Origin of the sequence: Streptomyces sp. NPDC006384 (assembly GCF_042870695.1) — a bacterium.
Lineage (GTDB): Bacteria > Actinomycetota > Actinomycetes > Streptomycetales > Streptomycetaceae > Streptomyces.
Genome location: NZ_JBIAHR010000010.1, coordinates 24373 through 42399, shown reverse-complemented (window position 1 = coordinate 42399; position 18027 = coordinate 24373). Strand labels below are relative to the sequence as shown.

18 protein-coding genes are annotated in these 18027 nt (G+C 73.6%); 9 read left to right on the top strand and 9 right to left on the bottom strand.

The features are described from left to right. The first annotated feature begins 12 nt into the window (after positions 1 to 12). Positions 13 to 777 (top strand): DUF4239 domain-containing protein, encoded by a 765-nt coding sequence (locus ACFYOJ_RS15610; RefSeq protein ID WP_356558125.1) that lies wholly within the window; start codon positions 13 to 15, stop codon positions 775 to 777. A 243-nt stretch (positions 778 to 1020) separates the two neighbouring features. Beyond that, positions 1021 to 1536, top strand: a complete 516-nt coding sequence (locus ACFYOJ_RS15605) for a hypothetical protein (RefSeq protein WP_356558124.1) — start codon at positions 1021 to 1023, stop codon at positions 1534 to 1536. A 195-nt stretch (positions 1537 to 1731) separates the two neighbouring features. On the opposite strand, the gene ACFYOJ_RS15600 is transcribed toward ACFYOJ_RS15605, so the two are convergent. Further along, the gene (locus tag ACFYOJ_RS15600; protein WP_356558123.1) at positions 1732 to 2226 is read right to left on the bottom strand and encodes a hypothetical protein; all 495 of its coding nucleotides are present in this window, start codon (positions 2224 to 2226) and stop codon (positions 1732 to 1734) included. 331 nt (positions 2227 to 2557) lie between these two features. On the opposite strand from ACFYOJ_RS15600, the gene ACFYOJ_RS15595 reads away from it, so the two are divergent. Further along, positions 2558 to 3226 (top strand): class F sortase, encoded by a 669-nt coding sequence (locus ACFYOJ_RS15595; protein WP_356558122.1) that lies wholly within the window; start codon positions 2558 to 2560, stop codon positions 3224 to 3226. Between the two features lie 46 nt (positions 3227 to 3272). On the opposite strand, the gene ACFYOJ_RS15590 is transcribed toward ACFYOJ_RS15595, so the two are convergent. Further along, positions 3273 to 4109, bottom strand: a complete 837-nt coding sequence (locus tag ACFYOJ_RS15590) for a polysaccharide deacetylase family protein (protein WP_356558121.1) — start codon at positions 4107 to 4109, stop codon at positions 3273 to 3275. Between the two features lie 162 nt (positions 4110 to 4271). On the opposite strand from ACFYOJ_RS15590, the gene ACFYOJ_RS15585 reads away from it, so the two are divergent. Both ACFYOJ_RS15585 and ACFYOJ_RS15580 read left to right on the top strand, forming a co-directional pair. Next, positions 4272 to 4733 carry a universal stress protein gene (locus tag ACFYOJ_RS15585; RefSeq protein ID WP_356558120.1) on the top strand — a complete coding sequence of 154 codons (462 nt, stop codon included), beginning with the start codon at positions 4272 to 4274 and terminating at the stop codon, positions 4731 to 4733. Positions 4734 to 4851: 118 nt separating this feature from the next. Beyond that, positions 4852 to 6264 carry an amino acid permease gene (locus ACFYOJ_RS15580; protein WP_356558119.1) on the top strand — a complete coding sequence of 471 codons (1413 nt, stop codon included), beginning with the start codon at positions 4852 to 4854 and terminating at the stop codon, positions 6262 to 6264. Here ACFYOJ_RS15580 and ACFYOJ_RS15575 read toward each other — a convergent pair. After that, positions 6261 to 7076 (bottom strand): alpha/beta hydrolase, encoded by an 816-nt coding sequence (locus ACFYOJ_RS15575; RefSeq protein ID WP_356558118.1) that lies wholly within the window; start codon positions 7074 to 7076, stop codon positions 6261 to 6263. The genes ACFYOJ_RS15580 and ACFYOJ_RS15575 overlap by 4 nt on opposite strands. A gap of 57 nt (positions 7077 to 7133) precedes the next feature. On the opposite strand from ACFYOJ_RS15575, the gene ACFYOJ_RS15570 reads away from it, so the two are divergent. Continuing rightward, positions 7134 to 7607, top strand: coding sequence for a MarR family winged helix-turn-helix transcriptional regulator (locus ACFYOJ_RS15570; protein WP_356558117.1), 474 nt, complete (start codon positions 7134 to 7136; stop codon positions 7605 to 7607). Positions 7608 to 7668: 61 nt separating this feature from the next. Here ACFYOJ_RS15570 and ACFYOJ_RS15565 read toward each other — a convergent pair whose 3' ends face one another. Further along, on the bottom strand, positions 7669 to 8823 hold the full coding sequence (locus tag ACFYOJ_RS15565) for a CapA family protein (protein ID WP_356558116.1): 1155 nt from the start codon (positions 8821 to 8823) through the stop codon (positions 7669 to 7671). Positions 8824 to 9071: 248 nt separating this feature from the next. Here ACFYOJ_RS15565 and ACFYOJ_RS15560 point away from each other — a divergent pair, with 248 nt between their 5' ends. Both ACFYOJ_RS15560 and ACFYOJ_RS15555 read left to right on the top strand, forming a co-directional pair. Then, positions 9072 to 9617, top strand: a complete 546-nt coding sequence (locus ACFYOJ_RS15560) for a sigma-70 family RNA polymerase sigma factor (protein ID WP_356558115.1) — start codon at positions 9072 to 9074, stop codon at positions 9615 to 9617. A gap of 141 nt (positions 9618 to 9758) precedes the next feature. Further along, positions 9759 to 10268 (top strand): hypothetical protein, encoded by a 510-nt coding sequence (locus tag ACFYOJ_RS15555; RefSeq protein WP_356558114.1) that lies wholly within the window; start codon positions 9759 to 9761, stop codon positions 10266 to 10268. Between the two features lie 58 nt (positions 10269 to 10326). Here the strand turns inward: ACFYOJ_RS15555 and ACFYOJ_RS15550 are convergent, their stop codons facing one another. Continuing rightward, complete coding sequence (locus ACFYOJ_RS15550; RefSeq protein WP_356558113.1) at positions 10327 to 12411, bottom strand: SpoIIE family protein phosphatase; 2085 nt, start codon at positions 12409 to 12411, stop codon at positions 10327 to 10329. A gap of 138 nt (positions 12412 to 12549) precedes the next feature. On the opposite strand from ACFYOJ_RS15550, the gene ACFYOJ_RS15545 reads away from it, so the two are divergent. Further along, the gene (locus ACFYOJ_RS15545) at positions 12550 to 13971 is read left to right on the top strand and encodes a lipase maturation factor family protein (protein ID WP_356558112.1); all 1422 of its coding nucleotides are present in this window, start codon (positions 12550 to 12552) and stop codon (positions 13969 to 13971) included. Here the strand turns inward: ACFYOJ_RS15545 and ACFYOJ_RS15540 are convergent. The 4 genes from ACFYOJ_RS15540 to ACFYOJ_RS15525 are packed head-to-tail and all read right to left on the bottom strand — an operon-like array spanning position 13959 to position 17885. Further along, a complete protein-coding gene (locus ACFYOJ_RS15540; RefSeq protein WP_356558111.1) occupies positions 13959 to 14813 on the bottom strand; it encodes an amidohydrolase family protein in 855 nt (284 codons plus the stop codon). The two genes, ACFYOJ_RS15545 and ACFYOJ_RS15540, sit on opposite strands and share 13 nt — an antisense overlap. Further along, the gene (locus ACFYOJ_RS15535; protein ID WP_356558110.1) at positions 14810 to 15796 is read right to left on the bottom strand and encodes an aldo/keto reductase; all 987 of its coding nucleotides are present in this window, start codon (positions 15794 to 15796) and stop codon (positions 14810 to 14812) included. The genes ACFYOJ_RS15540 and ACFYOJ_RS15535 overlap by 4 nt, the downstream gene beginning before the upstream one ends. Beyond that, positions 15793 to 16548, bottom strand: coding sequence for an SDR family oxidoreductase (locus ACFYOJ_RS15530; protein ID WP_356558109.1), 756 nt, complete (start codon positions 16546 to 16548; stop codon positions 15793 to 15795). The genes ACFYOJ_RS15535 and ACFYOJ_RS15530 overlap by 4 nt, the downstream gene beginning before the upstream one ends. Next, complete coding sequence (locus ACFYOJ_RS15525) at positions 16545 to 17885, bottom strand: enolase C-terminal domain-like protein (protein WP_356558108.1); 1341 nt, start codon at positions 17883 to 17885, stop codon at positions 16545 to 16547. Before ACFYOJ_RS15525 ends, ACFYOJ_RS15530 begins: the two co-directional genes overlap by 4 nt. Between the last annotated feature and the right edge of the window lie 142 nt (positions 17886 to 18027).

Here is an 18027-nt window from a genome sequence, read left to right as displayed (position 1 = left end):
TGGAGGCTTCCCTTGCCGGAATGGCTTGTTCTCATCCTCGCGATGCTGGCCGCCTGCGCCGTCGTGGTCGTCATCACCCTGCTGCGGCACCGCACCGCGCCCGACGACGAGGACACCACCGAGACCCCGGACGTCATCGAGTACATGACCATGTGGATCGGTGTCGTGTACGCCATCGTCCTCGGTCTGGCCATCGCCGGGGTGTGGGAGGCGCGCAGCGCCGCCCAGGACCACGTGCAGACGGAGGCGGTGGCGCTGCACGAGATCTCCGAGCGCGTCCGGGTCTATCCGCCCGAGGTCCGTGACCGCATCCGGGAGGATGTCAACGCCTATGTCGGACACGTCGTGAACGCCGAGTGGAAGACCATGGCCGACGAAGGCCGGGTCACCGAGCGGGGCACCGAACTCCTCGACCGGGTCCGCGCGGACGTCACCGACTACGAACCGAGGACCGACTTCGAGGCCCAGGCGTACCAGCCGCTCGTCGACCAGGTGGCCCTGGCGGACCAGGCCCGCGCCGCCCGCGCGGGCTCGACCGGGGCGACGATGCCGGGCGTGGTGTGGTTCGGGCTCGTCGCCGGCGCCGTCATCACCATCGGGATGGTCTTCGCCCTGCAGATCCAGCGCACCTCGCGCGAACTGGTCCTCGCCGGGCTGTTCTCCGCGCTGATCGCCTTCATCCTCTTCCTGATCTGGGACTTCGACGCGCCCTACGGCCGTGGGGTCTCGGCCTCGACGGATCCGTTCCTGAGTCTCTTCCCGGGCGTCAAGGGCTGACGCCCGCCGCGGGCCGTCCCGGCACGCGTGCACGGGGGGGGTGCCCACCGGCGCGTCGGCACGCCGGCACCGTCCCCCGTCCGCCGGGACGGCGTCGCCCGGGCGGCCCACACGCCGTGCCCCGTTCGCGCGACTGCGATCGCGTCCGTGAACGGGGCTTCCTAGCGTTTTCGGCATCGAGGTGCATTCCAGGTGCGAGCGGAACCGGTCCGCAGCTGCTCCTCGGGACCCGGAGGACTCACCATGCGTGCGATATCCGCCGCCTCGACCGCGCTGCTCGGCGTCGCCGCCCTCGCTTCCTGTGTACCGGCCGGGGCGGCCGTGGGCACCACGCCGTTCGGTTTCGACGTCCGGCCCGCCACCGTAGCGGCGGGCGGCACGGTCACTCTGCACGTGGACCGCTCCGACGGCCGGTGCCGGGGCCGGGTGACGGTCGCGTCCGCGGTGTTCGACACGGTCACCATCCCGCGCAGGCACTTCTCGGCGCAGGCGGTGATCGACCGGGACGCCCGGCCCGGCGCGGCCTACCAGGTGTCGTTCACCTGTGAGGGGAGGACGGGCACCACGCGTCTGACCATCGCCGGCGGCCACCCGCACCGCCCCGGCACCGTGCCGCACAAGGGGGTGCACGCCGGTGAGGGCGGCAGCATCGCCGGGTTCGACCTGAAGACGACCGGGCTCGGCGTCGTGCTCGTCGCGGGCACGGTCGGGGCGGCGTACCACCTGTCGCGCCACCGCTCCGGCGGGAAGGACGCCTGACGTCTCCGCTCCACAGGGCTTTGCCCCGGACCCCGAGAATCCGCCGCCGGGTCCGGGGCAAAGCCCTGTGGCGACGTGCGCTGCGGCGGGCGCACGGGGGGCGGGCCGGTCTCGCGCACCACCGTCCCGCGAGCCGCCGGGGCCCCGGACCCGCCCCCCGAAGGCGGAGCCCCGGCGGTCCCGGCGCGGACGGGGTCAGATGCGGCGCTCGGCCCGGCGGCGCATCCAGAACAGGCCGCCGCCGGCCACGGCCGCGGCCACGAGACCGCCGCCGATCGCGACGTCCGTGGGCGTCGCCCCGGTGGAGCTGCTGCCGCCGACACCGCCGCGGACACCGCCGATGACGGTGAAGGCGGCCGGACGGGTCAGTGTCCTGCCCGAGCAGTTGACCGTGATGTCGTAGGACCCGGGCCGGGCGTCGCGCCTGATGGTGGCGGTGCCCTTGGAGGTCTCGTTGGCGCCCCTGACCGGGGTCAGGTGGGCCCGGCCGAAGGCGTCCGAGGTCATCGTGCCGCCCTGCGGGCAGCCGTCGACCGTGACGGTCAGCTGGCCGCCGCGTGCGATGACACTGGGCATGGCGACGATGTTGCTCGGCGTGTTGTGGTCCCCGCCCGCGGTGGCCGCGGGAGCGGCCAGTCCCAGGACAGCGACCGCGGCACCCGCGGCCGCCAGGGCACGAGAGTTGCGCATGTCATCCTCCGCGGAAGACGCCCCGGGACCCGTCCCCGGTCGATCGGCGAGAAAGCGTCTCCCAGAAAGACCCTCAGTTGCCGTGCCCCGCACCGCATTTCGGCGATGGTCCGTCCTGGTGAGCGGCTCTGCCGGGCGGGAACCCGCGGACAGGCATCGCCGCAGGTCACGGACCGTCAGAAGTTTCCTGCCGGGGATGTCCCGGATGGCTCACCGCGACGGGCACGGGCCACCCGTTCGCATGCGCCCCGTCGCCGCCCGGATGCGCCGCGCTTAGCGTGCTCGTATGCGCGGACGACACGGCGACGGCCGTGCCGAGAGGGGATGGCGAATGTACGGATCCGAGGAGCTGGCCGAAGAGGAGGCGCGGCGGAGGAGACGCGCTCCCTGGGGCGTGATAGCGCTGGTGCTGCTGACCGGGCTCGCACTCATCCGCAACGGCTCCGGGGAGTTCGACGAGGGTCCGCCGCAGCCCGCGTCCGCCGCCGCCTCGGACACGCGCGTCGCCGAGGTCCGGGACCCGGCGGCGGGTCCCGCCCCGCTGGCGTACGCCGTCCCCGACCGGGTCATGATCCCCGCCATCCAGGTCGACGCGCCGATCATGCCGGTCGGTCTGGACGCGGACGGCTGGGTCGGCGCCCCGCCGCCGGAGGACCCGAATCTGGCCGGCTGGTTCACCGGCGCCGTCTCCCCGGGCGAGAAGGGCACCGCGGTGGTGGTCGGCCACGTCGACAACCAGCAGGGCCCGGCCGTCTTCTACGGGCTCGGTGCCCTGAAGAAGGGGAACAGGGTCGAGGTGTCCCGCCAGGACGGGAAGACGGCGGTGTTCGAGATCTACGGCGTCGAGGTCTTCGAGAACGACGACTTCCCCGCCGACCGCGTCTACGCCTCCAAGGGCGCCCCCGAGCTGCGGGTCATCACGTGCGGCGGCGACTTCACCGAGCAGAACGGCTACGAGGGGAACGTCGTCGCCTTCGCCCGCCTGACCGGGGTCCGCTGAGCGTTCCCCCGGCCGGGCGGGCCGCCGCGCGTGTCACAGGCGCTGCTCACAGGTACTGCCGCCGGGGGACGGTGAGGTGGTAGCCGGAGTCCAGCAGGTGCGGCAGGTAGGAACGCAGGGCGCGGACGGTCTGCGAGCGGTCGCCCCCGGCGTCGTGCGCGAGCACCACGACACCGGGGGCGGCGCCGCCCTCGACCCGGTCGACGATGGTGGCGGTGCCGGGGGTGGTCCAGTCGAGGGTGTCGACGGTCCAGGCGAGGGGTTCCATGCCGAGCTCGGCGCCGAGCTGGAAGGCGGCGCGGTTCCACGCCCCGTAGGGCGCGCGGAACCAGCGGGGCGGTTCGCCGTAGGCCTTCTCGACGATCTCGCTGGTGCGTTCCATCTCGGAGCGGATGCGGCGCCGGGTGAGTGTGGTCAGCAGGGGGTGCGACCAGGTGTGGTTGCCGACCACGTGCCCCTCGTCGGCCATCCGGGACAGCAGGTCCCTGTTCCACTCGGCCATCTCCCCGCACACGAAGAACGTCGCGCGCACGTCGTGCTCGGCCAGGGTGTCGAGGATCTCGGGGGTGTAGCGGGGGTCGGGTCCGTCGTCGAAGGTGAGCATCATGACGCGGCCCCGCCCCGACACGCGCAGGATGGGCTCGCTGCGCACGGGCGGCGTACGGGGGGCCGCGCGGGGCGTTCCGTATCCGGTCAGGGGCTGGAGGCGGTAGGCGGAGGGCGCCTGCGGGCGGCGCCCCGGGGCGCCCGGCGCGGGGGCGGCCGGCCGGGCCGCACCGGGGTCCCGGCCCACCGCGAACACCGTGGCCGTGCCGGCCGCTCCGACCGCCGCGGCTCCGGCGAGCAGGGCACGGCGCCGCGTGAGCAAGTGATCCTTCTTCATGACTCATCAGTCGCCCGGCCGCGGACCGGCGCCGCTGAACGACACCGGCGCGGCGGCACGGAACCACCCGGCCGGACCAGCGGCCCGCCGGGCGGGGCCGCCCGGCCGCGGGACGGGCGGCCGGGGTCCGGGCCGGCCGGCGGGGTCCGATAGCCTCGCCGCGTGACGCGACAGCACTCCCACCGGTTCGAGCGGGGCACGGACGGGCCGAAGGTCATCGTGGTCGGGGTGGACGGCTCCGACTCCTCGCTCCGCGCGGCCGCCTACGCCGGCGGTCTGGCCCGGCGGCAGCACGCGCTGCTCGCCGTGGTGTACGTGCAGCCGGTGCTGGCGGCGGGGGCGGCGCTCGGGGCGCCGGTGGCGGACACGACCGACGAGATCGCCGAGGACCTGGTGGCCCGGATCCGGGAGGCGGCCGAGCACGCCAAGGGGGTGTTCGACGTGCGCTGGGAGTTCCACACCTTCCGGGGCGATCCCTACAACGGCCTGGTGAAGGCCGCCGACGAGCTGCGGGCGGACGCCGTGGTGGTCGGCGCCTCCGAGCAGGCCGGGCACCGGATCGTCGGCTCGGTGGCGGTGCGGCTGGTGAAGGCGGGACGCTGGCCGGTGACCGTGGTGCCGTAGCGCCGCCGTCCGGTGTGTCCGGCCGGTCCCGGGTGTGCGTCGTGCCGTCCGTCGGGGGCATGAGTGAGCCATCATGATCCACCGTCAGTCTTCTGCCGACCACGAAGAGGTGGGGCGCATGGCCGGATTCCGTATGGGCACGGGCGTTCTCCGACGCAAACCCATCGAGCAGATCGAGGAGACGGAGGCCGGGGAGGGCACCGGCCTGGTGCGGTCGCTGGGGCTGTGGCAGCTGACGGCCATCGGCGTGGGCGGCATCATCGGTGCCGGCATCTTCACGCTGGCCGGCACCGTCGCCAACGGCACCGCGGGCCCGGCGGTCCTGATCTCCTTCCTCATCGCGGGCGTCGCGAGCGCGGCGGCGGCGCTGTCCTACGCCGAGTTCGCCGGGCTGATCCCGAAGGCCGGCTCGGCGTACACGTACGGCTACGCGGTCCTCGGCGAGCTGGTCGGCTGGTTCATCGGCTGGGACCTGCTGCTGGAGTACACGGCGATCGTGGCGGTGGTCGCGATCGGCATCTCCGGCTACTTCAGCTTCCTGGTCGGCGAGATGGGGGCCGACCTGCCGAACTGGATGCTGGGAGCACCGGGCACCGGGGACGGGCACAAGGTCGACCTGTTCGCGGCGTTGCTGTGCCTGCTGATCGCCTACCTGCTGACACTCGGCATCAAGAACGCGGCCCGCTTCGAGATGGTCGTGGTCGTGCTGAAGGTGCTGGTGGTGCTGGTGGTGGTCGGCGTCGGCGTCTTCCACATCAGCACCTCGAACTACCAGCCGTTCTTCCCGTTCGGGGTCGGCGGCGCGTTCACGGGCGCGGCGACGGTGTTCTTCGCGGTCTTCGGCTACGACGCCATGTCGACGGCGGCCGAGGAGTCGAAGGACGCCCAGCGGCACATGCCGAAGGCGATCGTCTACTCGCTGGTCATCTCGATGGTGCTGTACGTGGCGGCCTGCCTGGTGCTGACCGGCATGCAGAACTACAAGGAGATCGACCCGGAGAGCGGCTTCTCGACGGCTTTCAAGTCGGTGGGGCTCGGTGCGCTGGCCGACGTCATCGCGGTGGGCGCCATCATCGGCATCCTCACCGTGATGTTCACGTTCATGCTGGGCGTCACGCGGGTGTGGTTCAGCATGAGCCGGGACGGGCTGCTGCCCAAGTGGTTCGCCAGGACGCATCCGACGCGGCACGTGCCGACCCGGGTGACCTGGATCGTCGGGGTCGCGTCGGCCGCCATCGCCGGGTTCCTGCCGATCGGCGAGGCGGCCGAGCTGACCAACATCGGCATCCTGCTGGCGTTCGTGGTGGTGTGCGCGGCGGTGATCGTGCTGCGGTACCGGCAGCCGGAGCTGCCGCGCACCTTCCGCACGCCGTTCATGCCGTTCGTGCCGGCGCTGGGGATCGTCTTCTCGATCTGGCTGATCACGTTCCTGCAGTGGCAGACCTGGTCGCGGTTCGCCGTGTGGTTCCTGGTCGGCCTGGTGGTGTACTTCGGGTACTCGTACCGCAGGTCGGAGCTGGCGGGCCGTTAGAGGCCGCGCAGGAAGTCGAGCACGATCCGGTTGAACTCCCCGGGCCGTTCCATGTTCGGGTAGTGGGCGGTGCCCTCGACGGTGACGGAGCGGCCGTCGGGGACGGTGCGCGCGAGCCGTTCGGCCTCCGCGATGAGGTCCGGGGTGTCGAGGGCGCCGTTGACGGTGAGGACCGGGACGCCGATCTCCGGGAGGCGGGCCCAGGTGCCGGTCAGCGGCACGTGGAGGTTCTCCTCGTCCGGCGTGTGCTTGGAGAGGGTGCCGAGGACCATCTCCCGCAGCCTGCGGAGGATGTCCGGGTCGACGTCCTCGGCGGTCCGGTGCTCGCCGGGCAGGAAGCGCAGGAAGGCCGCCAGCCAGCGCTCGACGTCGCCGGCGGCCAGGGCGGCCGCCTGCTCGGCCTGCACTCCCGTGGCCCAGGGGTCGGTGTAACGGAACTCGCTGGTGGCCGCGCCGCACACGACGATCGCGCGGACCAGCTCCGGGTACTCCAGCGCGGTGTCGGTCGCGATGGCCCCGCCCATCGAGACGCCGACCAGCACCGCGGGGCCCGCGTCGAGGTGGCGCAGCAGGGCGGCCAGGTCGTCGGCCCAGCGGAAGGGCCGGGTCGCGTTGGCCGAGGCGCCGTGGCCGCGGACGTCGGGGGCGATGACGCGGTGAGCGGCGGCCAGGGCCGGTGTCTGGGCGTCGAAGACCCGGTGGTCGGCGAATCCGGGGTGCAGCAGCACGACCGGGTCGCCCGTGCCGGTGTCACGGTAGGCGAGGTCGCCGTCGGCTGAGGCGAAGAAACACAGGTCCGAAACAGCAATCATGACAACCAAGTTGTCATCTCGGCAGAGAAATGGCAACCAGGGTGTCATGATGACGGGATGGACGACACCGCCGCACCCCTCCCGCCGGACGAACTCGCCCACCGCCTGACCGAGGTCTACGACCTGGTCGGCCCCCTGTACCGGCGTGCCCAGCGCAGCGTCGAGCAGGGCCTGGCCGGCGAGGGCGTGTCCGTCGGCGTCCGCGCCGTGCTGGCCCTGCTGCACCGGGGCGGGCCGATGACCGTGCCGCAGATGGGCCGGGCGCAGGCGATCAGCCGCCAGTTCGTGCAGCGCATGGTGAACGACGCGGCTGCCCGCGACCTGGTGGAGAGCGTCCCGAACCCCGCCCACCGCCGCTCCCCGCTGATCCGGCTCACCGACGCGGGACGGAGCACGATCACCGGGATCCTCGGCCGGGAGCACGCCGCGCTGCGCACGGTCGGCGGCGCGCTCACCCACGAGGACGTGGCGGCCTGTCTGCGGGTGCTCGGCGAGATGCTGCACGCCCTCGACCACGTCGGCGACGACTGACCCGGCGGCGGCCCGGGGTGGACCGGGCGGCCGTGTTCCGGCGGCAGCCCGGAAGCTCCCCCTACTCCCCCATCACCAGCCCGTCCTGGGCCGCGCCCCGGCCGAGCACCACGTCCCTGATGCGGTCGCGCACGGCGCGCACGTCGGCGCCCTGCTTCAGCGCCCGGTTGAGGTTCACCACCCGGCCGGCGTCCACGTCGAAGAGCTGGGGGACGAACTCGGCCTTCGTCACCCGCCAGCGCTCGCCGGGGCGGGCCGGCGGCGCGAAGGTGAAGCGGCCGATGCTCGACTGGTTGCCCCGCGGATCGCGGACCCCCTCGTCGTTGATCATCTCGCCGGCGATCTGGTCGCCCATGCCGTAGACCACCCAGGTGCCGTTGACCTTCTCGTACGCCTGTGGGACGTGGGCGTGGGTGCCGAGGATCAGATCGATGTCGGGGCGGTCGCCGGTGCGGGCGGCGGTCAGGCTCCGGGCCAGGGTGAGCTGTTCCTCGTCGGGCTCGTCCTGCCATTCGGTGCCCCAGTGCAGGGACACGACGACGACGTCCGCGCCCGCCCCGCGCGCGGCCCGCGCGTCCGTGACGATCCGCTCCTCGTCGATCAGCCGGACGGCCCACGGCTGTCCCGGGGGCGCCGGGCGGCCGTTGGTGTCGAAGGTGTAGGCGAGGTGGGCGACCCGGGCCGCGCCCGCGCGCAGCATCGTCGTGGCGTCGGCCTCCTCCTCGGTGCGGGCCGAACCGGCGTGCCGCACGCCGGCGCGGTCGAGGGCGTCCAGGGTGCGGCGGATGCCGTCCGCACCGTCGTCGAAGGTGTGGTTGGAGGCCGTGGAGCAGCCGTCGTAGCCGGTCGCGGCCAGGCCCTCGGCCACCTCGGGCGGGGACTGGAAGGTCGGGTAGCCGCTGTAGTCGCCGTTCGCGCCGTACACCGTCTCCATGTGGCACAGGGCGAGGTCGGCGCGCGAGACCACGGGTTTCGCGCCGGCGAGCATGGGGCGGAAGTCGTAGCCGGTGCCGCCCGCGTCGAAGCGCGCCCGCTCGATGATCGAGTCGTGCGGCAGGACGTCACCGGAGGCGACCAGGGTGAAGGCCCCGCTCTGCGTCGCGGACGGGGCGGGGGCCGGGCGGGCCGGCGGCTCGTGGTCGCGGGCCTGGCAGGCCGCGCCCGCGGTGAGGAGGGCGGTCAGGGCCAGGGCCACCTGCCGACTGCGTGTGATCATCCGTTCACTCCGCTGGGGTGGGGGGTCGCATACGCGAGGAAAAATCACATTTACCTACAAACAGGTAAGGAGTCGGCCGGTGCGCCGGGCGGCTCCGACACGCCCATTAGCCCGTCCGGCGGGCGCGAACGGCCGCCAGGGGGCACGCCGACCGTTCGTCGGACCGTTCGTCGACGCGGGGCGACCGTCCGTCGCAGACCCGTGCGCGCGCCCTGTCGTCCCGCGGGACCCTGCGATGCCATACGGCCATGACGGCCGGAACCGCCCTCCCCGACGCGACGACCGCCGAGCACGAGCTCGCCGCACTGCAGCGCGAGCACGGCCGGCCGCTCTTCTCGCTGCTGCTGCGGCTCAGCGACGGCGACCGCCAGCGCGCCGAGGACCTCGTGCAGGAGACCCTGGTACGCGCCTGGCAGCACCCCGAGGCGCTGCGCGCCGACGGCTTCGACTCGGTACGGCCCTGGCTGCTCACCGTGGCCCGGCGGCTCGCGATCGACGCGCGCCGGGCCCGGCGGGCGAGGCCCGCGGAGGTCGGCGACGCGGCGCTGGAGAACGCGCCCGTCTGCGCCGACCACGCCGAACGGGCCGCCGCGGCCCTCGATGTGCGCGAGGCTGTGAAGACACTCACGCCGGAGCACCGTGACGTCCTGGTGCTCGTGTACTTCCAGGGGGCGAGTGTGGCGGAAGCCGCGACCGCCCTCGGCATCCCGCCCGGTACCGTGAAGTCCCGCGCGTACTACGCGCTGCGCGCCCTGCGCAAGGTTCTACCGGGTTACACCGCCGACCTGCGGTGAAACCGTCCGCTTGGTCAAGCCTCCGTAAAGCGCCTTGCCGTGGACCCCGGTTGAGTAATCGGCTGTCCTCATCCGTGTTCCGGACGGGGACCCACGACCCGGGTCGGGCGACGCGCACGCACCGGAGGAAGGCAGGAAGGGATGCTGCACAGAGGTCACGAGAGCACGGACGGCGCCGGCGGAGACGAACTGACCGTCCCCATGGCGTGGTTGTACGCCGAGTACATCGCCGACGAACTGCTGCGGACCGGCGACCTGATGCCGCCGACGTCCTTCGAGTTCCGCGCCGGACGGGATGCGCTGGCGCTGACCGTCTTCCTGTCCGACACCGAGGGCGAGCTCGGCGGCGTCCGGGTCGTCACCCACCTGGAGACCTGGCTGTCCCTGACCGCCTACGACCAGCCGTGGCACGAGTGGGTGGGAGAGCGGCTGGCCGAGGCCACGGCCGACGCCGGCGGCCGGCCCTCCCCCGACCTGGAACTGGCCCGGGCGGCCTGGCGCTGGCTGCGGGAGACCGAACTGCTCGCGCCGGACCTGAACGCGGTGCCCGGGGGCGTGCCGGGCACCGGGGAGGACGAGGGGCCGAAGGTGTGGACGCCGGCCTGGCAGCTGGGGCTGCCGCTCGGCCATCTCGCCATCCATCTCTTCTAGCCGCCCCGGGGCCACGCGGGACGCGGAGCACGGGAGCGCCCGGCCGGCTCGTACGGCGTCAGTCGTGGGGCATCACGAACTCCGTCCACACGCACTTGCCGCCGCCGCGCGCCTCCACGCCCCATTCGTCGGCGAGCACGTCGACGAGGGCCAGGCCCCGCCCCGAGACGCTGGAGTCCCCGGAGTCCCGGCGGCGCGGCAGGGCGCTGGAGGCGTCCTCGACCTCGACGCGCAGCCGGCGGTCGGTGCCGGTGAGGAACCTCAGGGTGACGACCGCGGAGCCCTCGGTGTGCATGAGGGCGTTGGTCACCAGCTCGTCGGCGACCAGCTCGATCGCGTCGGCGTGGTCCTCGTCGCCCCAGACGCGGGCCGCGTCGCGGATCGTGCGCCGGGCCTCGGCGAGGGCCTCGGGTTCCCCCGGCGCGACGCGCCGGCGGACCCGGCCGCCGATCCTGGGCGTGTCCAGACCCCGGCGGCGCAGCACGAGCAGGGCCACGTCGTCGTCGCCGCCGCGTTCCTCGGCCGTCTCGATCAGCCGGTCGGCGAGTTCCCGCACGTCCTGCGGGCCGGCGGCGACCAGCTCGGTGAGGGCGCGCAGTCCGTCGTCGAGGTCGGCGCCGGGTTCCTCGACCAGGCCGTCGGTGCACAGGAGCAGGGTGCTGCCGGGGTCCAGCTCGAGGGTGCCGACCGGGTAGGCGAGTCCGCCGAACTCGGCGGACAGGCCGAGCGGCAGCCCGCCCTCCACGGGGACGCGGCGGCAGCTGCCGTCGCCGAGCCGCAGCAGCGGGTCGAGGTGTCCGGCGCGGACCACCTGGACGACTCCGGTGGTCAGGTCGGCCTCCGCGTACAGGCAGGTCGCGAAGCGGTCGGTGTCGAGTTCGTGGAGGAAGACCGAGGCGCGGGCCATCACGGTGGCCGGGGGATGGCCCTCGGCGGCGTAGGCGCGCAGCACGATGCGGAGCTGGCCCATGACGGCGGCGGCGTGCGCGTCGTGGCCCTGGACGTCGCCGATGACGGCGCCGACCCGTCCGCCGGGCAGCGGGATCAGGTCGTACCAGTCGCCGCCGATGTCGCGGCCGAGGGTGCCGCCGATGGTGGCCGCGCGGTAGCGGACGGCGATGTCGCAGCCGGGGACGCTGGGGATGGTGCGCGGCAGCATGGCCTGCTGCAGGCCCTCGGCGAGGTCCATCTCCTGCTCGTAGAGCATGGCCCGCTGCAGGCTCTGCGCGACGCTGCTGCCGAGGGCGACGAGCACGTTGCGGTCCTCCGGCGAGAACCCGTGGCGGTCGCTGTAGAGCAGTCCGATGACGCCGATCGGCTGGGCCTGGGCGATCAGCGGCAGATAGGCCGCCGCGGTGATGTCCAGGCCGGTCAGGTGCGGCCACAGGACCGGGTAGCGTTCCGCGAACTCTTGCGGCGACTCGACGAAGCGGGGGCTGAGGGTGCGGACGGCCTCGCTCATGGGGTCGTCCTCGTCGGTCCGGGTGACGCGGGTGCCGTGGAGGTAGCCGCTGTCGGGTCCCTCGGCGACCAGGAGGATGCGGTCGGCCTCCACGAGGCCCATGACGACGCTGGTGGCGCCCAGGTGGGTGAGGCCCTGGGTGTCCTTGAGGGCGTCGATGACGTCGTCGACGGTGCGGGCGTGGGCGAGGGCGGCCGTGGTGCGCTGCACGACGCTGGTCTGCTGCCGGCGGGCCTCGTCCAGGTCGGCCTGTTCCCGGCGGGTCCCGATGTCCTCGATCTCCTGGGTGGCGTCGCGGACGATGCCGATGATGCGGCGGGGCCGGCCGGACTCGTCGCGGCGGATGTAGCCCTGGGTGTGGGCCCAGCGCAGGGTGCCGTCGCGGCGGCGCACGCGGAAGTAGGTGCCGTAGTTCTCGCTGCCGTCCTTCATGGCCTGGGCGACCAGGGCGTCCATGCGGGTGCCCTCCGACCTCGGCACGCGGAGGGACAGCGACTCGGGGCGCCCGTCGTACTCGTCGGGGCGCAGGTCGAACACCTCGTGCGCCTGGGCGTCCATGTGGAACAGACCGGTGTCCAGGTCCCAGTCGAAGCTCCCCATGCGGTTGAGCGCCAGGATCGGGTCCGGGTGGGCGGGCCAGTCGTCCGGGAGTGACAGGGCGCTCGCTCCCCGATCAACCATGCGCCCCACCTTGCCAGGATTTGCCCGATTATTCGACTTATTCATTTCTGTTGTCCGCTTCCGGGCGGTCGTCCGGACGTCGTGCGGAACGGCGGGCCCGCGGGTACCCGGTGCCGGGGCAGGAGAGGAGCACGAGCCGTGGAGTGGTTCACCGCACCGGACTACTGGCTGAGCCGGCTGGTCTTCCAGCGGGCGCTGGCCGTCGTCTATCTGGTCGCCTTCCTGACCGCGGCCCTGCAGTTCCGCGCGCTGATCGGCGAGCGCGGCATGCTGCCGGTGCCCCGGTTCGTGGCACGGGTGCCTTTCAGACGGGCGCCGAGCCTGTTCCAGCTGCGCTACTCGGACCGCTTCTTCGCGGGGTGCGCCTGGGCGGGCTGCGCGGTGTCGGCGGCGCTGGTGGCGGGGCTGGACTCGCTGCTGCCGCTGTGGGGGGCGATGCTGCTGTGGCTGGTGCCGTGGGCGCTGTACCTGTCCGTGGTCAACGTCGGGCAGACCTGGTACTCGTTCGGCTGGGAGTCGCTGCTGCTGGAGACCGGGTTCCTCGCGGTCTTCCTCGGCAACGACGAGGTGGCGCCGCCGGTCGTGGTGCTGTTCCTGCTGCGCTGGCTGCTGTTCCGCGTCGAGTTCGGGGCGGGCCTGATCAAGATGCGCGGCGACGAGTGCTGGCGGAAGCTGACCTGCCTGGACCACCATCACGAGACCCAGCCGATGCCGGGGCCGCTGAGCTGGTTCTTCCACCACCTGCCCAGGCCGCTGCACCGGGTGGAGGTGGCGGCGAACCACGTCACGCAGCTGGCGGTGCCCTTCCTGCTGTTCACGCCGCAGCCCGTCGCGAGCGCCGCCGCGGCGCTGATGATCGCCACCCAGCTGTGGCTGGTGCTGTCGGGCAACTTCGCCTGGCTGAACTGGATCACCATCGTGCTGGCCCTGTCGGCGATCCGCTTCCCGGCCTATCCGCCGTCCGTGCCGGACACCCCGCTGTGGTACGTGGCCGTGGTCCTCGCGGTGGCGGCGCTGCTGCTCTTCCTCAGCCACCGGCCGGTCCTCAACATGCTCTCCCGGCGCCAGGTGATGAACCGGTCCTTCGACCCGCTGTACCTGGTCAACACCTACGGCGCCTTCGGCAGCGTCAGCCGCGTCCGCCACGAGGTGGTGGTCGAGGGCACCGCCGACGAGACGGCCCGCGAGGACGGGGACTGGCGGGAGTACGAGTTCAAGGGCAAGCCCGGTGACCCGCGGCGCTGGCCGCGCCAGTTCGCGCCGTACCATCTGCGGCTGGACTGGCTGATGTGGTTCGCGGCGCTGTCGCCCGCGTACGCCGGGCCGTGGTTCGGCACCTTCGTGGAACGGCTGCTGGAGAACGACCGGGCGACGCTGAAACTGCTGCGCCGCTCGCCGTTCCCGCCGGACGCGCCGCCGCGTTTCGTCCGCGCCCGGCTGTTCCGCTACCGGTACACGACCTGGCGCGAGCTGCGGGAGACGGGGGCCTGCTGGGAGCGGACGTACGTGCGGGAGTTCCTGCCGCCGACCCGGCTGGCGGGGCCGGCTCACAGGCCGTAGACGCGGGCGGCGGTGGTCCCGAGGAGCCGGTCGGTGTCGTCCGGGTCCAGGTCCGCGGCGAGGGCCTCGGCCAGGTGGGCGACCTGGGTGTAGGTGGCGGCGAGGGTGCACACGGGCCAGTCGGAGCCGAACATCAGCCTGCCGGGCCCGAAGGCGTGCAGCGCCGTCTCCCAGTAGGGGCGCAGCGGGGCGAGGGGCCAGGCGCGGCTTCCCCACAGGGCGGGGTCGGCCTCGGTGACCAGGCCGGAGAACTTGGCGGCCGTGTTGGGGAGCGTGGCCAGTTCCCGCAGGTGGGTGGCCCAGGGTTCGAGGGCGCCGGAGGAGATGGGCGGTTTGCCGAGGTGGTCGAGGACGAAGGTCAGTCCGGGCAGTGCGGCGGCGGCCCGGATGCAGGCGGGCAGCTGGTGCGGGAGGACGACGAGGTCGTGGACCAGCCCGGCGTCGGCCACGGCGGCCAGGCCCCGCAGGACGTCCGGGCGCAGCAGCCACTCCGGGTCGGGCTCGCCCTGGACCTGGTGGCGGACGCCCTTGAGGAAGCGGCCGCCGGGTAGCTCGCGGAGCCGGGCGAGCTCGTCGGCGACGTCGGGGCGGGTGAGGTCGGTCCAGCCGACGACGCCCGCGATCAGGTCGTGCCGGGCGGCCAGGGCCAGCAGCTCGGGCGTCTCGTCCGCGACGGTGACCGTCTGCACGACGACGGTGCGGTCGACCCCGGCGGCGCGGGCCTCGGGTTCGAGGTGCCGCATCGTGAAGTCGCGGCGCAGGGGGCGCAGGGCGGGCCCGGTGATCCAGTCCTGGTCGCGGACGGACAGGTCCCACACGTGGTGGTGGGCGTCCACGGTCACGGCGTCCCCCCGGCGGGGACGGGCGCGTCCTGCGGCAGCAGTCCGGTGTCCTTCAGCTCCCGCCAGAACGCGGCGGGCACGCGCTCCGCGAACCGGTCGGCGCAGTCGTGCACCTCGGCGGCCGATCTCGCCCCGGCCAGGACGCTCGCGACGGCCGGGTGGGCCGCGCAGAAGGCCAGGGCGGCGGCGCGCAGGCTCGTGCCGTGCCGCGCCGCGACCGTCTTCAGCCGCAGGGCGCGTTCCAGCAGCGCGGGCGGCGCCGCCGTGTAGTCGTAGGTCGCGCCCGGCCCGGGGTCGGCCAGCAGGCCGGAGTTGAAGGCGCCGCCGACGACGACGGACGTGCCGCGCTCGTGGGCGGCGGGCAGCAGGGCGGTCAGGGCGCTCTGGTCGAGGAGGGTGTAGCGGCCGGCGCACAGCACCACGTCGACGTCGGTGTCGCGGACGAAGCGGGTCAGCGGCGCGGCCTGGTTCATGCCCGCGCCGATCGCCCCGACCACGCCCTCGGAGCGGAGCCGTTCCAGCGCGGGGTAGGCCTCGCGCAGGGCCTGGTCGGCGTGGTCGTCGGGGTCGTGGAGGTAGACGACGTCGACGCGGTCGAGGCCGAGCCGTTCCAGGCTGGCCTCCAGGGTGCGCAGGACGCCGTCGGCGCTGAAGTCCCACACGCGGCGGTGCGTGGCGGGCACGGCGAAGCCGTGGGCGAGGTCGTCGCCGTCGCCGGGGGCGGGTTCGAGGCGGCGGCCCACCTTGGTGGAGACCGTGTACGCCTCGCGGGGGTACGCCCGCAGGGCCGCGCCCAGGCGGCGTTCGGAGACGCCGAGGCCGTAGTGCGGGGCGGTGTCGAAGTAGCGCACCCCGCGCCGCCACGCCGCCCGCACCGCCTCGTGCGCCTGTTCCTCGCCGACCTCGGTGTACAGGCCGGCGATCGCGGCGGCGCCGAAGCCCAGGGGGCTGACCCCGACGCCGCTGCGGCCGAGCCGGTTCACCGGGCCGCCGGGCGCGGGCGCAGGCCCTGCATGCCGCCGTCGACGGCGAGGGACGTTCCGGTGGTGGCGCCGGACAGGGGGCTCGCCAGGTGGGCGACGGCGCCGGCGACCTCCGCCGCCGTGACCAGGCGGCCGGTGGGCTGGCGGGCCTGAAGGGCGGCGCGTTCGGCGGCCGGGTCGTCGGCGGCGTCCAGCAGACGGCCGACCCACGGGGTGTCGACGGTGCCGGGGTTGACGCAGTTCACGCGGATGCCCTCGTGGACGTGGTCGGCGGCCATCGCGAGGGTGAGGGCCTGCACGGCGCCCTTGGTCGCGCTGTACAGGGCCCGCTGCGGCAGGCCCGCGGTGGCGGCGACGGAGCAGGTGTTGACGATCGCCGCGTGGGCGGAGGCGCGCAGGTGCGGCAGGCAGGCCCGGGTGGTGCGGACGATGCCGACGACGTTGACGTCGTACACGCGGTGCCACTCGTCGTCGGGGTTGTCCTCGACGGTGCCCCGGGCGCCGACGCCCGCGTTGTTGACCAGGACGTCGAGTCCGCCGAGGGCGGTGACCGCGGCGCGGACCGCCTCGCGCACCGAGCCGTCGTCGGTGACGTCGGCGCGGTGGGGCAGCAGCGGCGCGCGCACCGGTGAGGGATCGAGGTCGAGGACGGCGACGCGCGCGCCGCGCGCGGCCAGCAGTTCGGCGGTGGCCCGGCCGATGCCGGACGCCCCGCCGGTCACCAGGGCCCTGAGCCCTTCGAAGTCGTTCATGCCGTCCGCCCTTCCGCGGGGTCGGGGCCGGCCGCCCAGAAGGCGCCGCCGGGGTAGGTGTACCGGGCGATCGACTCCGGTCGCATGGCGGCCGAGAAGCCCGGTGCGGTGGGTGCCGTGTAGTGGCCCTCGCGGATCACCACCGGGTCGAGGAAGTGGTCGTGCAGATGGTCGACGTACTCGATGACGCGGTCCTCGGTGGTGCCGGAGACGGCGACGAGGTCGAACATCGACAGGTGCTGGACGAGTTCGCACAGTCCGACGCCGCCCGCGTGCGGGCAGACGGGCACGCCGAACTTGGCGGCGAGCAGCAGGATCGCCAGGTTCTCGTTGACGCCGCCGACACGGGCCGCGTCGATCTGGACGACGTCGACGGCGCCGGCCTGGAGGAGCTGCTTGAAGACGATCCGGTTGGGGACGTGTTCGCCGGTCGCCACCTTCACCGGGGCCACCGCCCGGCGTACGGCGGCGTGGCCGAGGATGTCGTCGGGGCTGGTGGGTTCCTCGACCCAGTAGGGGTCGAAGCCGGCGAGGGCCTTCGTCCAGCGCACCGCCTCGGCGACGTCCCAGCGCTGGTTGGCGTCGATGGCCATGCGGATGTCCGGGCCGATCGCGGCGCGGGCGGCGCGGCAGCGCCGGATGTCGTCGTCGAGGTCGGCGCCGACCTTCAGCTTGATCTGCCGGAATCCGTCGGCGACGGCCTGCGCGGCGAGCCGGGTGAGCTTGTCGTCGTCGTGGCCGAGCCAGCCGGGCGAGGTCGTGTACGCCGGGTAACCGGTGGTCAGGAGCCGGGCGGTGCGCTCGGCGGCGCCCTGCCGGCCCCGGCGCAGGATACCGAGCGCCTCGGCGGGTGTGAGCGCGTCGGTGAGGTGGCGGAAGTCGATCTGGGAGACCAGCCACTCGGGGTCCGCCTCGGCGAGCAGCCGCCACAGCGGCAGGCCGGCCCGCTTGGCGGCCAGGTCCCACACGGCGTTGACGACCGCGCCGATCGCCATGTGCATCACGCCCTTCTCGGGCCCGAGCCAGCGCAGCTGGCTGTCCCCGGCCAGGTCCCGGTGGAGCGTGCCCGGGTCGGCGCACAGTTCGTCGACGGACCGGCCGGTCACGTGGTGGCGCAGCGCGTGGATCGCGGCGACCTGGACGTCGTTGCCGCGCCCGATGGTGAAGGCGAAGCCGTGCCCCTCCGGCTCCCCCTCCGCGTCGGTGCGCAGCACCACGTAGGCGGCGGAGTAGTCGGGGTCCGGGTTCATCGCGTCGGAGCCGTCGAGCTCCCGCGAGGTGGGGAACCGGATGTCGTAGGTGTCGACCGCGGTGATGCGGGCGGAGGTCGGGGACACGCGGCTCCTCGGAGGCTGGGCGGACCAGACTTCGCATATTTATCAGACCACTTGGGGCACGGGACAGAGCCCGTTCCCGCATTTTTCGCGCCTCTTCCCGCACCGTGGCTCGTATTGGTCGGGCCACTTCGGTGGCTAGACT

What these genes read in the sequence shown, in the direction of transcription:
- ACFYOJ_RS15575 (WP_356558118.1), bottom strand. Translation starts at nt 7,076, where the DNA reads ATGATTGCTGTTTCGGACCTGTGTTTCTTCGCCTCAGCCGACGGCGAC.
- ACFYOJ_RS15600 (WP_356558123.1), bottom strand. Translation starts at nt 2,226, where the DNA reads ATGCGCAACTCTCGTGCCCTGGCGGCCGCGGGTGCCGCGGTCGCTGTC.
- ACFYOJ_RS15595 (WP_356558122.1), top strand. Translation starts at nt 2,558, where the DNA reads ATGTACGGATCCGAGGAGCTGGCCGAAGAGGAGGCGCGGCGGAGGAGA.
- ACFYOJ_RS15605 (WP_356558124.1), top strand. Translation starts at nt 1,021, where the DNA reads ATGCGTGCGATATCCGCCGCCTCGACCGCGCTGCTCGGCGTCGCCGCC.
- ACFYOJ_RS15555 (WP_356558114.1), top strand. Translation starts at nt 9,759, where the DNA reads ATGCTGCACAGAGGTCACGAGAGCACGGACGGCGCCGGCGGAGACGAA.
- ACFYOJ_RS15570 (WP_356558117.1), top strand. Translation starts at nt 7,134, where the DNA reads ATGGACGACACCGCCGCACCCCTCCCGCCGGACGAACTCGCCCACCGC.
- ACFYOJ_RS15560 (WP_356558115.1), top strand. Translation starts at nt 9,072, where the DNA reads ATGACGGCCGGAACCGCCCTCCCCGACGCGACGACCGCCGAGCACGAG.
- ACFYOJ_RS15530 (WP_356558109.1), bottom strand. Translation starts at nt 16,548, where the DNA reads ATGAACGACTTCGAAGGGCTCAGGGCCCTGGTGACCGGCGGGGCGTCC.
- ACFYOJ_RS15550 (WP_356558113.1), bottom strand. Translation starts at nt 12,411, where the DNA reads ATGGTTGATCGGGGAGCGAGCGCCCTGTCACTCCCGGACGACTGGCCC.
- ACFYOJ_RS15565 (WP_356558116.1), bottom strand. Translation starts at nt 8,823, where the DNA reads ATGATCACACGCAGTCGGCAGGTGGCCCTGGCCCTGACCGCCCTCCTC.
- ACFYOJ_RS15590 (WP_356558121.1), bottom strand. Translation starts at nt 4,109, where the DNA reads ATGAAGAAGGATCACTTGCTCACGCGGCGCCGTGCCCTGCTCGCCGGA.
- ACFYOJ_RS15580 (WP_356558119.1), top strand. Translation starts at nt 4,852, where the DNA reads ATGGCCGGATTCCGTATGGGCACGGGCGTTCTCCGACGCAAACCCATC.